The 14,249-nt window shown below is 58.8% G+C and carries 9 protein-coding genes; 4 read left to right on the forward strand and 5 right to left on the reverse strand.

The features are described 5' to 3' along the window. Positions 1-410, reverse strand: a 410-nt coding sequence (locus tag LC354_RS15885; RefSeq protein WP_223421634.1) for a transposase, incomplete at its 3' end; no start/stop codon positions are given. 588 nt (positions 411-998) lie between these two features. Here LC354_RS15885 and LC354_RS15890 point away from each other — a divergent pair. The 4 genes from LC354_RS15890 to LC354_RS15905 all read left to right on the forward strand — a co-directional run bounded on the left by LC354_RS15890 (position 999) and on the right by LC354_RS15905 (position 10,578). Continuing rightward, complete coding sequence (locus LC354_RS15890; protein ID WP_223425486.1) at positions 999-1,706, forward strand: hypothetical protein; 708 nt, start codon at positions 999-1,001, stop codon at positions 1,704-1,706. Position 1,707: 1 nt separating this feature from the next. After that, entirely contained in the window at positions 1,708-8,109 is a 6,402-nt protein-coding gene (locus LC354_RS15895) for a DEAD/DEAH box helicase (RefSeq protein WP_223425494.1), read from the forward strand. Beyond that, positions 8,106-10,277, forward strand: a complete 2,172-nt coding sequence (locus LC354_RS15900) for a UvrD-helicase domain-containing protein (RefSeq protein ID WP_223425500.1) — start codon at positions 8,106-8,108, stop codon at positions 10,275-10,277. Before LC354_RS15895 ends, LC354_RS15900 begins: the two co-directional genes overlap by 4 nt. A 118-nt stretch (positions 10,278-10,395) precedes the next feature. Further along, on the forward strand, positions 10,396-10,578 hold the full coding sequence (locus LC354_RS15905) for a hypothetical protein (protein ID WP_223425502.1): 183 nt from the start codon (positions 10,396-10,398) through the stop codon (positions 10,576-10,578). Positions 10,579-10,722: 144 nt separating this feature from the next. On the opposite strand, the gene LC354_RS15910 is transcribed toward LC354_RS15905, so the two are convergent. The 4 genes from LC354_RS15910 to LC354_RS15925 form a co-directional block, all read right to left on the reverse strand. Next, the gene (locus tag LC354_RS15910; protein WP_223425503.1) at positions 10,723-11,268 is read right to left on the reverse strand and encodes a recombinase family protein; all 546 of its coding nucleotides are present in this window, start codon (positions 11,266-11,268) and stop codon (positions 10,723-10,725) included. 403 nt (positions 11,269-11,671) lie between these two features. Next, positions 11,672-12,421, reverse strand: a complete 750-nt coding sequence (locus tag LC354_RS15915) for an ABC transporter permease (RefSeq protein WP_223425505.1) — start codon at positions 12,419-12,421, stop codon at positions 11,672-11,674. Then, entirely contained in the window at positions 12,418-13,194 is a 777-nt protein-coding gene (locus tag LC354_RS15920) for an ABC transporter ATP-binding protein (protein WP_223425507.1), read from the reverse strand. The genes LC354_RS15915 and LC354_RS15920 overlap by 4 nt, the downstream gene beginning before the upstream one ends. A 2-nt stretch (positions 13,195-13,196) precedes the next feature. Continuing rightward, positions 13,197-14,249 carry an ABC transporter substrate-binding protein gene (locus LC354_RS15925; RefSeq protein WP_223425509.1) on the reverse strand — a complete coding sequence of 351 codons (1,053 nt, stop codon included), beginning with the start codon at positions 14,247-14,249 and terminating at the stop codon, positions 13,197-13,199.

Consider the following 14,249-nt stretch of genomic DNA (forward strand, 5'->3'; position numbering starts at 1 on the left):
TCAGACAGAGCCGCCCGGTTCTCTGCGGTCGCCAGTCCCTCGGTCTCGAACCGGCCCATCTGCGACGTGGATGCGGCATGCGCATCGACGGCACGGCCACCGACAACCTGGCGCATCACGGGATCGAGCGCGAGACGGTCGGCGTCATTGACGTCCCCGTATCCTGCCAACCGGCCGTAGACCGATTGCCGAAACAGCCCGTCGAGCCGGTGGATCGTGTTCTTGCCACGGCGATTATCGCACAGGGCAGCAGACGCCAGATTGGACAGACCGAGCGCGTCATCAAGCTCGCGCATCACCAGAAGGCCGCCATCCGAACTGAGCTGAGCGCCCCGGAATTCCAGCCGCACGCGAGGGTCAAAATCCACACGATCTGCCCGCTGCAAGCCCGCACCCTCTGGGTGATCCATGAAACACATCCTCCGCAGCAACCAACGCCATGATATATATAGAAAATATCACGTTCAAGACAGCGAAATCAGAGATCTACTTGGGGAATGCGGGAAGCACTCACACTTGAAATTATGGGAAGAACTAAGGGGCTAAGATCCACCGAAATTGAGCTTCAGTCCTCTAGTTTCGCTAACCAGAGTGATGCTGAATCGGAGGGGTCGATACGACGCCAAACCCATTGGCCGGATGCTACTGGTCCATTTTTCGTTTCGGGACCCTCTCTCTACCCGCTGAATCCCTTGACGAAGACTCCAAGGAGGCTCTGCTCAACTCCAAAGCACTATGATTCGATCGATCTATCGGACGTAGACTCAGGTTATCGACCCAGATCGAATTTCCTGCTTGCCGAGAACATTCATCAACAGGATGGCTTCAACGTCAGGTGTCAGTGGGACCACACACGATTATTCTCTAACAACTTCCGATTCGTCTTCAGAAGAAGGATCGACGTTGGAACGGAGCGCAGTCTTTGTGGGGCCGTTATGCCTCCGGAAGCACTCCATGCTCACCAGCTCACAAGCATAGCATTTCGTCAAGAACGTCATTTGCTTAATGCCGCTGCACTTTGGAGCTCGCTGCTGTATGACTTTGCAGTAAAGGCGATGCGGCAAGGAGACGTTTATCCCAGCACGCTCTTGAGCCTTCCGTATGTCAATTTGCCAGACCATGCCCTCCTTCGTGTGCTTCAGTTGAACTGCGTTACGGAAGACTACGCCGATCTTTGGAACAGGAATATAGGCTTGGTTTCCGCGATAGCATCACCTTGGCAGAGTATGGCGGTAGGGCTCGGCCTAGACAGTAACCCACCTACTGATTGGCGCCCGGCTTGCGCTTTGCGATCTCCACTCGCAAGACGGCTTGCTACGATTGAAATCGACGTCTTGATAGCCCAAGAACTAGGTCTTGAACTCGAAAACCTCCTAAACCTTCTGACTGCTTTCCCAGTTCTAATACAGAATGAAGCGGAAACATTCTTTGATCAGCTTGGGAAGGTTGTTTGGACGACTGCAAGCGGCTTTCAGCGGTCGGGCTACCAAGAAGACGGTCGGCGGCCTGATCGCAAGAAATGGGAAGGTATTCTAGCTCAGCCGCCAAGTGAGCTGACGTGCACCGCCATCGACGACACGATGCCCGGCGGCCCCCGCACAGTCATCCGCCACTTCGTCGGCCCCTTCACCCAATGCGACCGGATCGAGGACTACCGCCGTGCGTGGGCCCATTTCGAGCGGCTGAAATCCAAGGACGCAGCCTGATATGAACCCGATCCTCCTTGCCCGTCATGTTCAGGAAAGCCTGCGCGAGCTCGTCCACACGACGCTCAACACCACGAGCCATGCCTTCGAGGGCACGGTGGATCGGTTCCTCGATCAGCCGGGGAACTTCATCAAGGGCCCGTGGATCTCGGTCGACATGCCGTTCCGGCAGATTGACGGGGCGGCGGATGGCAGTTGGGTTCAACCCTTTGCTGAGGTCCCGCTGCGGTTCGCGCCCTACCAGCACCAGCTCGACGCGTTTGAGCGGCTGGGCGGCGACACCCCGCGCTCAACCCTCGTCGCCACCGGCACCGGCTCGGGCAAGACCGAGTCTTACCTCTGGCCGATCCTAGAACATTGCCGTCAGAACAAGGGCAAGCCGGGGATCAAGGCGATCCTGATCTACCCGATGAACGCGCTGGCCAGTGACCAGGCCCGGCGGATTGCGGCGGCCATTACTGAAATCGGTGCGCTGGACGGGGTGCGCGCAGGGATCTACGCCGATGCCGAGCCAAAAAACGCGACCCATGCTGTGACGGCCGACAGCATCATCACCCACCGCGAGACGATGCGGCGGAACCCGCCCGACATTCTGCTCACCAACTACAAGATGCTCGATTATTTGCTTCTGCGCGGCCGCGACAAACCGCTGTGGGGGGCGAACGATCCCGAGACCCTGCGCTTTCTCGTGGTCGACGAGATGCACACCTTTGACGGGGCGCAGGGCGCGGACCTGGCGCTGCTGCTGCGCCGGTTGAAGTATCGGCTCGGCACGCCCGAGCGGCACCTCGTGTGCGTCGGGTCGTCTGCCACGCTTGGGTCAGGCGAAGAGGCCGCGACCGAACTGCGCGGCTATGCCGAGACAATCTTCGGAGAGCCGTTCGATGAGGGTGAGGGTGCCGTCATCCGCGAGACCCGGAAGACTCCGAACGAGGTATTTGGCGACCCCGAATACCTCGACCGCCCCGAACCTGCGGCGATTCATTCGGCTCTTCAGGAGGCGGAAGACCTGGACCAGTCGAATGCCGCGCGACGGCTTGCCCTCTGCCTCTTCCCAGACGATGCCGATCCTGACCTTGCGTTCCTGCGGGAGATTGACCCGGCCGATCCGGCCTGGCGGATCGCACTCGGGGACCGGCTTCTTGAGCATCATCTCTGCCAGCGGACGCTCAAGATCATTGCCGAGCATCTGGGCCCCGCCTCGTTTATGGCGATCTCCGCGGGCCTCGCCCAAGTGCGTGTGTTGCGCGACTGGGAGCCCGAAGATCACCGCGCTCTTGCCGAGTTGGTAGTCGCCCTTGTCGCTTGGGCGCGCTCCGGCGAAACCGAGAGCCCGCGTCCTCTGTTCAACGTTCGGGTGCAAATGTGGGTCCGGGAAATGTCTCGGATGGTCACGAACCTGCCACGCCTCGAGGCGGGTGTGCGGCGGTCGGAGATGGACCTGTTCCACGCGCTCGACCTAGATCGCCATGTTCTGCGGCGCTCACTGCCGGTGGTGAATTGCAACCGCTGTGGTGCTACCGCACATGTCGGGCGTCTCAATCCCGGCTCACGGTCCTGCTGGGCTCCACTCGACCAACTCTATGAGGAATTCTTTGACGAGAACGGGGGAGAAAGGATCCGGCTCTTCTATCACGATTTCATCGACCGGATGATCCAAGCGAGCGGCGGCAGCGGCCAGATTGTGAAAGGGCTGCTCGACGCGGAGTCGATCGAGTTCACCCCTGCCGATCACGACGGTCTAGAGCCTGGCCCAGCAGCGCCCGTCTGGATGTATAACCCCACCGACACGCAGGGGCGGATCGACCGGACTTGCCCGGCCTGCGGTCAGGCCCGAGGGCTCCTTCTCTTTGGAATGCGGGCCGCCCGGTTGACGACTGGGGTGATTGGAACTCTGTATACTTCTGAGCAGAACGAAGAGAATGCGCTGGCGAAACCGCGCTTCCTCATGTTCTCAGACTCGGTGCAAGATGCGGCGCACCGGGCCGCCGTAGCAGAGACCCGCAACGCGCTCTCAGTCTATCAGAAGTCCTTGTTCAGCGCTCTGAAAAGCTCAGAGTCCGGCCAGATGACACTGCGCGACGTGATCGAAAAAGTTCCGGCTGCGTACCTCGACTCCCTTGGAGCGGATGATTTCACAGCGCTCTTCATTTCCAAAGAGCAGACTTGGCGCCGCCGATACCAGGACCTAATCCGAGACAGCATATCGATCGCAGATCCTGTGTTTCTCGAGCATATGCGAGTTCGGCTTGGCTGGGAGTATTTTGTAGACCTGAGCTACAGAGCCCATTTCAGCCACACGCTCGAAGTCAACGGGATGGCTTCGGCAGACGTTGCCGCCGCCCGCTTACTCGCCTCGGCGGAGCGTCTCGGACGCGAGTTTCGGAATACGCTGCCGGGTGCCCCCGAGATCGACCCTGGCCGACTGGCCCAATTCCTGTCCGGGGTAGTGCAGCGGATGTGTAGACAGGGCTCGGTCGCGCACCCGTACCTCGTTAGCGCGGTTGCGACGAGCCAAGGCGGGCGCGGCCTCAATTGGTTCGGAGCGGCAGCTCATATGGGACTCGGTCGGACCGGTACTCTACCCGCTCCAAATCACTGGAGGGGGCTCGCACCAATCCCCATTACACTTCAGAGTGGCCCACCCGGGTTTGAGCGGATTACCCGGAGCCAAGTCTCGAACTGGTATCGCGACTGGCTGTTTCGGGTCCTTGGCCCAGTTGATCTCCGGCTCGGGACGGATCCGGAGTCGGTCTATCCAATCGTCCTTAATCGTCTAGAGGCGGACGCGCTCATCCGTCGTGTGAACGGTCCGGATGGCCAAAATCGCCATGCCTGGCTGCTTGAGCCAGAGCAAGTCACTGTTTCGACGGCTACCGCTGATTTCGCCTGCGGCAGGTGTGGGCGACGCGAAACTGTAATTGTGGAGAAGGCCGAGCAGACACTCGGATCCCCCTGCACCAGGATTGGCTGCGAAGGACTACTAGAGACCTGCTCCCAACCGCCGCGTCCCGCCCTGCGCCGTTCTCTAGTATCCAACCGGAACCATCGGGTCGTAGCTCGCGAGCATACCGGGATACTTGAGGCGGAGGAGCGGCTTCGGGTGGAGACCGGTTTCATCAAAGGGGAAGCTCGTTGGTCGCCGAACCTGATTTCAGCCACCCCGACCCTCGAGATGGGGATCGATATCGGGGACCTTTCGACCTTGCTCCTCAGTTCTGTCCCTCCGGAGGAGGCAAATTACGTCCAGCGTATGGGGCGAAGTGGGCGCCGAGACGGGAACGCATTGAACCTGGTTCTGGCCAACGCGCGACCGCACGACCTTCAGTTCTGGGAGGACCCGACCCCGATGCTGGCCGGGCAAGTGCGCCCACCGGGCGTATTCCTGGCTGCGGAGGAGGTGCTCCTGCGTCAGGTGACCGCGTTCACCCTCGATGCCTATGTGTCGGAATCTACAGAGAGTGGGGACTACGGAAAGGTTCGAGATGTTCTGAAGCGTCGGGCGGCTGGGGCGACCGAGGGTTTCCCGGTTGAGTGGCTAGAACTCGTTAAGAAACGCGGAGCAGAATTCGCAGACATCTTCCTGTCAGGACTACCACCTGAGGTGCAAAATCGGGTGGACCTCGCGGACCGAATCCGGACCTATCTGACCGGAGCCGACACACGTTCGATTGGATGGCGAGTCGGAGCAGCGTTCGACGCCGCTGCAGAGGAGAGAGCTCGGCTACTTCAGAAGCGCGAGGAAGCCACACGCGAGCTGGAGCGGTTGCGACGGCGGCGAGCAGAACTTACGGATCAGGAGTTCGAAAAACGCGAAAAGGAAATTTCCCGCGATCGAACAGAGATCAACCGATTGATCCGTAATGGTATTGACGATGTCCCGGTCATCAAGTTCCTGACCGACAAGGGTGTTTTGCCGAACTATGCCTTCCCCGAAGAAGGCGTGAAGCTAACCTCGATCCTTTCCCGTCGAAACGATTCCGCAAAGGATGAGGACGGGCTGCTGTACCTAGAGTATTCCCGGCCTGCAAGTTCCGCCCTTTCTGAATTCGCTCCTGGTCAGTTCTTTTATGCGAACGGCCGCCAAGTTCAGATTGAGCGAATTGAGATTGGAAAAGAGGATCTTACTGCGTGGACCTTTTGTCCCTCCTGCTCCCATGTCGCGCGGCGACTTGAGGGCGCGGAGGCTCGTGTCTGCCCGCGCTGCGGGGATGAGATGTGGTCCGATACCGGCTCGCAGCACGATGTAGTGCAGCTAAAGTCAGTCATTTCGGTCGACAGCGAGGAAAAGGCGGTCATCCGGGATCTGGACCAGCGGGATCAACGGCAGTTCGACCGGGTCCTGATGCCGTTCCACGGACCAGAAGACATCGCCACTTCTTGGTTCACAAGTCGCGAGAGTGGGCCACCTTTCGGCTTCGAATTCATTCCGCACTGCACGTTCCGGGACTTCAATTTCGGCCCGAAATCCTCAGTTCCTGGACCAAAGATCGCCGGGGATAATCGCTCCGCACAGCCGTTTCGTATTTGTAGGCACTGCGGCACCCTACAAAACCGACCCCGAGGCGAGGACGATCGTGGAACCCACCCACCGAACTGCCTTGTGTCACGAGAGCCGGAACTTGCGCGGGACCGATGGGAGACAGATGTATTCCTGATGCGTGGCTTCGATACAGAGGCGATCCGGATTGTGATCCCGGTCGTTGGTGAGGCCGATGATGACGACCTCAAGAGTTTCGTCGCTGCAATTAACCTTGGAATGCGTCGGCACTTTGCCGGAAAAGTGGACCACATCCGGTCCACCATCTTTGAGGCTCGGCTTGACGGTATGGCCACAGTCCGAAGCCTCTATCTCTACGACTCGGTCCCGGGCGGATCCGGCTACCTGCGTCAGATCGCAGAACATCCTGACACAATGCGCGCAGTAATCATGCGCGCTGCGCAGGCGCTGCGAGACTGCCCATGCAATCAGGAAGCGGACAGAAACGGATGTTTCCGATGCGTCAAACCCTACCGGGCACAGTTTGGTCCCGGCGAGCCGGATAGGGATAGAGCGCGGCAGTTGATGGAGGCGATCCTTCAGAAATGGGACAGCCTGACACGAACAGAAACTGGGATCGATGAGTCAATCCGCGGTGCGTTGGTTGAGAGTGCACTTGAAAAGCGGCTCTTGCGCGCGCTCTCTGAACTCTACGGGGATGGAGCGCTGACGCCGCAAGTGCTCGCGGGCGGGCGGCGAGGCTTTGTGCTACGGACAGGCCACCCTGATGCGCCGCGACTGTGGACAATCGAGCCGCAGGTTCAGATCGACGCTCGATTCAGGGGCCTTCCAAAGAAGCGGATCGACTTCCTGCTCACCCCTGTCGGCCGGGCGGGGTCTCGTCCACTGGTAATCGAGATGGATGGGCTCGAATACCACGCTGGCACTGTCGCCCAGGACCTTCTGGACCGGCTGACCATGATCCGGTCCGGGGACGTCGATGTGTGGACACTTTCCTGGAAAGACCTGGATCCAGTGGACGTAACAGCACAGAATCCGCTTTCGGAGCAGAGTCTTGGGGCTGTGAAGGTCGGACCTCTTGGAAGAGTACTCGCGCATCCAAGTTTTGCGCCCTTCGCTGACACGGTCCGCGCCTTCCAGACCGGTAGCTCACTCGCCGCGCTCAAGCGCTTGCTTGATGGGAAGGCAGAGGAAGATCGCACCGCGCTTTCCGTCCTGATCCGTGCACTTGTCGCAACAGGGCGACCGATTGATCAACTACCGAGAGCGGCCAGCCTCTCAGAAGAGGGGAGCGGTTTTCTTTTGACACCTGGCCTTACTGAACATGTCGGAACTGGAGCGCTCGACCTCTACCTCGCCTGCAAGAAAATCTCTCCGACCGAATGGCTTGAAACGGACCAAGACCTGCGGCTCCTGCTGCGTGCCGAGTTGCCGATACCAGGAGAGTCACCCGCCGCGAAAGCGATTTACACGGATTCGTGGCGTGGCCTCTGGCGACTCGTGAACCTGTTCCAGAGGGTCCGGGGGTTTCATGTCGAGACTGATGGATTAGACACACTGTCCCCACCTGACATTTCCATCAAGGCGGAGGCTCCCGATGGTGGGATTGAGGCGCGCGCTTGGGCTGAGGCGCGGGCGCTCTGCGACGAAGCATTCCATTCCCTGATCGATGCGTTGATTGCCGCTGAGACGCCAGGGCCAGACCACTTTGGAGACGACCTACTCTCCGGGGGACGGGTCATTGGCATGATGGAGTTTGGTTGGTCCGCAGCAGGTGTCGCCGTCGCGGAAGAGGCACACGAGGAGGTTGGCTGGTCATTGATCACGTTCGATCCAGACACGAACGCGGTCGGAGAGACCGTCACCAGAGTTTTGCAGGCGCTTGAGGGGGCACAATCATGACGGATACAATCACGAAACGGGTCTCCTACGACATCGGCTGCATGAAGAGTCTTCGAAAGCTGCCCGACAAGGTTGCCATCCGCTTCATGGATATGATGACCCGCTATATGAGCGATCCGTCAGGGAATGGTCTTAACCTTGAGACCGTCGAGGGGGCAAAGGACAGCGCCATAAAGTCCCTTCGGGTGGATCAGGGTTACAGGGCAATCGCGTTCGAGGTCGGCAGAGACACCATGTTCGTGCACGTCAACGAGCACGACAAGGCGTATCGCTGGGCTTCTGGTCGGCGGGTCAAGCTTGATTCGGACACCAACCGGATCCGCGTCATCGAGGAGATCGATGCGGAGACGGCCACGCTCGAGGCTCCAAGCCCGTCTGAGCCGCGGCTCTTCTCGGAAGTTTCGGACAAACGGCTCCGGGCACTTGGAGTCGAGGATGAGGAACTCCCTGCGGTGCGTCGCCTCACCACGTTAGAGGCGCTTGAAACAGGAGAGGACCGGTTCGACCCTCTCAGCTACCAAGTCCTCTATGCACTCGCCGCGGGGTATTCCGACGAGGAAGTCTATGCGCTGACCGGGGTCGCCGACGAGCCTGAGGGCGAGTCCTCCTCGCCTGAAAGCGATCTGACCTTCGATCGGCTAATCGAGACGGAAGAAAGCAGACAGACCATCTTCATCCCAGATTCGGAGGCCGAACTTAGGCGAGTGTTCGAGGAAGGGTTAGAGGGCTGGAGGATCTTCTTGCATCCAGAACAGCGGAAGATCGCCTATCGGGACTACAATGGTCCTGCAATGGTTCGCGGCGGTGCCGGGACTGGCAAGACAGTGGTTGCGATGCATCGCGCGAAACATATCGCCGACCAGATCAAGGCGGACCCGGCTCGAACGGGCCAGCGGGTCTTGTTTACTACCTTCACCACCAGCCTTGCACAGGACATCGAAGCGAACCTTGCGACCCTATGTCCAGAGCATCTTGAGGCGAGGCCTCCCCTAATTGAGGTCATCAATCTCGACCGCTGGGTCTCCCAGTTCCTCAAGCGAAAGAGCTTCGAGCGGCAAGTGGCGTATTTCGGGGAGGCGCGAGACCGTCTAGATCAAATTTGGAGCGAGGTCCTTGATGACCACGAGCTGCCTGAGGGCCTATCCGATGCGTTTGCAAAGGCGGAATGGGCCCAGATCGTTCAGGCCAAAGGGCTGACCGATAAACGTGCCTATCTGAAAGCGTCTCGCGCGGGCCGGGGCACCCCCCTCGACCGTCGCAAGCGGGCCGCACTCTGGGACGTGTTCTCGGATTACCGTGCACGAATGATAAGTGAGGGGCTGGCTGAGCCGGATGACGCCTATCGCGAGGCTACCGAGATCCTGTCGGCAGAAGCGCCGAACCTGCCCTACGCGGCAGTGATCGTCGACGAGGCACAGGACATGGGTGAGCAGGCATTCCGCCTGATACGGGCGATCGTTCCCGAAACGCCGACCGGGGACCGAAATTCCATTTTCATCGTTGGCGACGCACATCAACGCATATACGCGCGCCGCGCAAGCATGGCCGCCTGCGGGATCAAGGTGCGAGGCCGGTCGAGGCGACTAAGGCTAAACTACAGGACGACCGAGGAGATACGCGCATGGGCGGTATCCATCTTGGAGGGGGTGAGCGTAGATGACCTCGACGAGGGAACTGACACGCTTCGGGGATATGTAAGCCTTCTGCACGGGCCCACGCCCAAGCTGGTTCCCTGCCGGTCCGAAACAGAGGAGCTAGAGGAGCTTGTCGAGTGGATCCGAGCGCTGCCTGCGGATGAAATCCGGCTCGCTGATATTGGGGTATTGTGTAACCGCCGAGCTGATGTGGACCGTGTTCAGGTAGCACTGAAAGCGGCGGGAATCGACACGGTTGTCTTGCGATCGGGCACCGCGGATGACCGGTCTGTTCCGGGTGTTAGGATCACCACCATGCATAGGGCTAAGGGGCTTGAGTTTTTCGCCGTTGCGATTCCGTTCCTGTCCGAAACAACGTTCCCGCCAGCGGGGGCTCTAAAGGCAGCCGTAGACGATGCGGACCGGGCTGACATCATCAACCAGAACCGCTCGCTTTTGCATGTGGCCGCAACACGGGCAAAGAGGGCGTTGCGCATCTCTTGGTCCGGAACGCCAACAAGTCTGATCAAGTGATATCTGGCCCGCATCCATGGTAAACATCCGGCGTGTATCCGCGACACGCCCCCCTGTGTCAGGGATGTTGTCCGCTGCTCTACTTTTCCTCTATTTCTCAGGTGGGCGGGATAGGACGATGACAGCCCTGCTGATCGAAGAAGCTGTCACCGCTGGTGCCCGTCGTTTCAAAGCCTGCACCGAGATGGAAATCAGCGCACGGACCCGCTTACTGCCCGAGCATGACTTCTGGTCGGCAATAGCACAGCGGGTATGGGTCGAGGGGCCTATCGAAAAAAAGAGGGCGACTCCGAAAAATTAAAGCGGGAAAAATAATCGGGCTATCGGCCCGGTCTTGGTCACGACCCCCACCGGTTGCCAGGGGTGGGGGGCTATTGCCGGAAAAACCCACCCCTGCCAGAAAACTGACAATAGCGGATTGTTGCTTCTGAAGTACCGGGTTCTGTTAAACCCCAACCTCACCCTTGATGCGATAAACAGACTGTCGCGCGATACCCAATGCCTTGGCAACGGAGGTGACCGACGATCCTTCATTGAGCATGTTTGTTACTGCGGCGCGATCAATCGAGGGCTTGCGCCCTTGATAGACGCCCTTGACCTTCGCAAGGGCTATGCCCTCTGCCTGACGTTTGCGGATCATTGTGCGCTCAAACTGAGCGAAACTGCCCATCATCTGCAACATGAGCGTAGACATCGCATCATCAGAGCCGGAAAAGGTCAAACGCTCAGTCAGAAAGGTTACGGAAGCGCCTACCCGGTTAACGTCACGGATGATGTCCTCAAGGTCACGCAGATTACGGGCAAGCCGGTCGATGCTGAAGACGACCACTTCATCACCTTCGCGGATGAACGCAAGCATGTCCTGAAGCGCCGGGCGATCAGCCTTGGCACCTGATGCCGCGTCCTCGAACAGACGGGAGATGTTTCCCAGGTCTTGGCGATCAGGGTTCTGGTCGGTTGAAGAAACGCGGGTGTAGCCGATTTTTGTCATGGTGCCTCAGTGTCACAATTGGATATGTAACATTGAGATGGTGTCACAATCAGTCGAATACAACTCTATTGTGACGTAATACTGGTGGTTTCTGACCACAAATAAATGTCACGCTGAAGTGTACCCAAATGCAACACAGTCATTCTACCGGGTTACAAAAAGGCCCGAGCTTCCGTCGTCGAAATAGTGGTTTCAGCCACATCGGACCTTCGACCAAGCTGCGGCGAATGACAGTTCAGAGCCCACAGCGGAAGTGTCAGAATTTGTATTGCCTGCGCTCGCAGCGCAGAAATTGCTGCAACTGCGTAAAACCCTAAGTCGGTGCGCAGCACGCAATTCAGTCATTGATTGCAGAAGGCGTTCCCACATGATCCCCTGATGGTGCTGCAATCAATCAGACAGGCTACCGCGCCCAGCCCCGCATGACACGTGCCTCAACCAAAGCAACAAGGGCGAACATCGCGATTGACAGGGATGAGGAAGCAACGATTGCCGCATAAAGTTTGTCCGATTGATAGTTGAAGGTCGCCTGAATGATGAGCGCCCCCAACCCTTTGTCCGCGCCAATCCACTCCCCCACGATGGCACCGATCACGGCAGTTGCGGTTGCGATGCGCAGCGATGAAAACAGCATCGGCAAAGAGCGGGGCAGATGAAGGCGCAAGAAAATCTCAAACTTGTTGGCCGAGAGCATGCGAAACAGCTCTTCTTCGTTTTGCGAGGCCGAGGCAAGCCCGCGAATCATGTTCACCAGCGTCGGGAAGAAACAGATGATGGCGGCAATGATGATCTTGGGGGTCATGCCCAAGCCAAAGATCAGGATGATGATCGGTGAAAGTGCAAGAATGGGAATGGTATTGAAAAACAGCACAACCGGGAAATACGCCATACGGATAAACCGCGCATAGGCAAAGAGGATCGCAAACAGCACAGCAGCCAGATTGCCAATGAAGAACCCCGCCAGCGCCTCAATCGCAGTCGGCAGGAAGTTCGACAGGATCAGATCAGTTTGGTTAAAAAACACCGCGATGATCTTGGTCGGCGTGGGCGCGATATAGGCTGGCACGCCGGAAAGCGGCAACAGGAATTGCCAAGCCAAAAGGATCGACAAAGCGCCGCATATCGGGGCCAATATGTTGGATAAACGTGTCATGAGGCCTCTGCTAACAACTGCCGCTGCGCCGCGATCTCCGACACGATGGCAGCATTGTCCCGCTGGCAGTGATTGTCGTCGGATTTGACTGGACGCAGATCGTGGATGTTCAAAATACGTCCCGGATTGGCGGCCATCACGATGACGCGCTGCCCCAGATAGACCGCCTCTTCAATTGAGTGGGTCACAAACAGGATCGTCATGCCGGTTTCGCGCCAGATGCTGAGCAATTCGTCATTCAGCCGGTCGCGGGTAATCTCGTCAAGCGCACCAAAGGGTTCGTCCATCAACAGGATTTCCGGTTCGTCAATCAGCGCGCGGGCAATGGCAACGCGCTGGCGCTGTCCTCCGGACAGTTGCGACGGATAGCGGTCTTCCAGACCGGACAGACCAAGAAGCGCCATCACCTCGGCAATCCGCGTATCCGGCAAGGCCCTTGCCTGTCGGCCGCCCACAACAGCGGGCAGCCGGATATTTTGACCAACAGTGCGCCATGGCAACAACGTTGCGTCCTGAAAAACGAACCCGGTCTTGCGCGCACGCCGTGCGGCTTCCGGGGTATTTCCCAGAACGGTGATCTGTCCGCCAAGCGGGTCGAGAAGGTTGGCGACAACCCGCAACAGCGTCGACTTGCCACAGCCCGATGGGCCAAGGATCGTCAGAAATTCCCCTTGCGGGACAGTCAGATCGACATCGCTCAGGACGGTCGTAACGTCCCGCCCATTGCGATAGCCGATCTCAAGCCGCTGTGCCTCAACCGCCGTATCACTCATCTTCAGGCAGGCGCGCCAAGCTTCGGACGCGCATCTGCCGTCATCTCAAGGATGCTGGTCGTATGCACATCGGCAAGGCTGGGCCGCCCGTTGTCGTATTGGCCGATCTGATCATAAAGCGCCAATTGCGATTCAAGGCTCGCCGGATCAAACGTGCCCCAGCCATCACGGGCGGTGTTTTCGTCAAAGCTGAGGCCAAGCACCAGATCAACGGTCTTTTGCTCCCAGCCCAGATCAAGCCCGTCAACGGCGCCCACCATGACCTCAACCGCTTCGGACGGATTGGCATGGACCCAGCCCCAGCCCTTGCCGGTTGCACCAATGAAGACGGCCAACTGATCTGCGTTGCTGTCTATCGCATCATCCGTGGCGAAATAGACATCAGCGTAGGATTCAAGGCCCAGATCGCTGACCAGAAGGTCGATCCGGTCTTCGCCCACGACTGACAGGGCTTGTGTATTCGTGATCCATCCCCCGATGGCGTCCACTTCTCCAGCAACAAGAGGTGCCTTGTCAAAGCCCACGGGGATCACCGTGATGTTTTCGATCGGGATGCCGTTTTTGGCGGCAATCGCATCAATCAGGAACCGCGCCGTAGGCTGCACGCCAACACGCACGTTTTGCAGGTCTTCAAGATTGCGCAGCGGTTTGTCGGGCTTGGATGTCAGCGCGTAAGGGCCGGTGCGGAAACCGCAGGCAAGGATCTTGACCGGTACGCCGCCTGCGCGGGCATTGAAAAGCTGCGGTGTTTCGGAAAACTGACCCAGTGCCGCAGCACCCGAGATCACAGGTGGCACGGTGGCAGAGTTCGGACCGCCGGGGGCAAATTCAACGTCCAGTCCGGCCTCCTTGTAGATGCCCTTTTCCGCCGCGATGATGTCACCGATCTGTCCGTTGCCCATGAGCCAGTCATATTTGACCACCACTTTTGCACCCTGCGCGCTTGCGGCGTCTGGCAACACAAGCTGCACGGCTCCGCCAAGCGCACTGGCTACGGCAACACCGCTGCCTGATTGCAGAAAACGGCGACGCGACATGTTTGAAAATCTGTTCAT

The sequence above is a fragment of the Tateyamaria pelophila genome (assembly GCF_019966495.1).
GTDB lineage: Bacteria > Pseudomonadota > Alphaproteobacteria > Rhodobacterales > Rhodobacteraceae > Tateyamaria > Tateyamaria pelophila.

What these genes read in the sequence shown, in the direction of transcription:
- LC354_RS15900 (WP_223425500.1), top strand. Translation starts at nt 8,106, where the DNA reads ATGACGGATACAATCACGAAACGGGTCTCCTACGACATCGGCTGCATG.
- LC354_RS15925 (WP_223425509.1), bottom strand. Translation starts at nt 14,249, where the DNA reads ATGAACAGATTTTCAAACATGTCGCGTCGCCGTTTTCTGCAATCAGGC.
- LC354_RS15910 (WP_223425503.1), bottom strand. Translation starts at nt 11,268, where the DNA reads ATGACAAAAATCGGCTACACCCGCGTTTCTTCAACCGACCAGAACCCT.
- LC354_RS15905 (WP_223425502.1), top strand. Translation starts at nt 10,396, where the DNA reads ATGACAGCCCTGCTGATCGAAGAAGCTGTCACCGCTGGTGCCCGTCGT.
- LC354_RS15895 (WP_223425494.1), top strand. Translation starts at nt 1,708, where the DNA reads ATGAACCCGATCCTCCTTGCCCGTCATGTTCAGGAAAGCCTGCGCGAG.
- LC354_RS15920 (WP_223425507.1), bottom strand. Translation starts at nt 13,194, where the DNA reads ATGAGTGATACGGCGGTTGAGGCACAGCGGCTTGAGATCGGCTATCGC.
- LC354_RS15915 (WP_223425505.1), bottom strand. Translation starts at nt 12,421, where the DNA reads ATGACACGTTTATCCAACATATTGGCCCCGATATGCGGCGCTTTGTCG.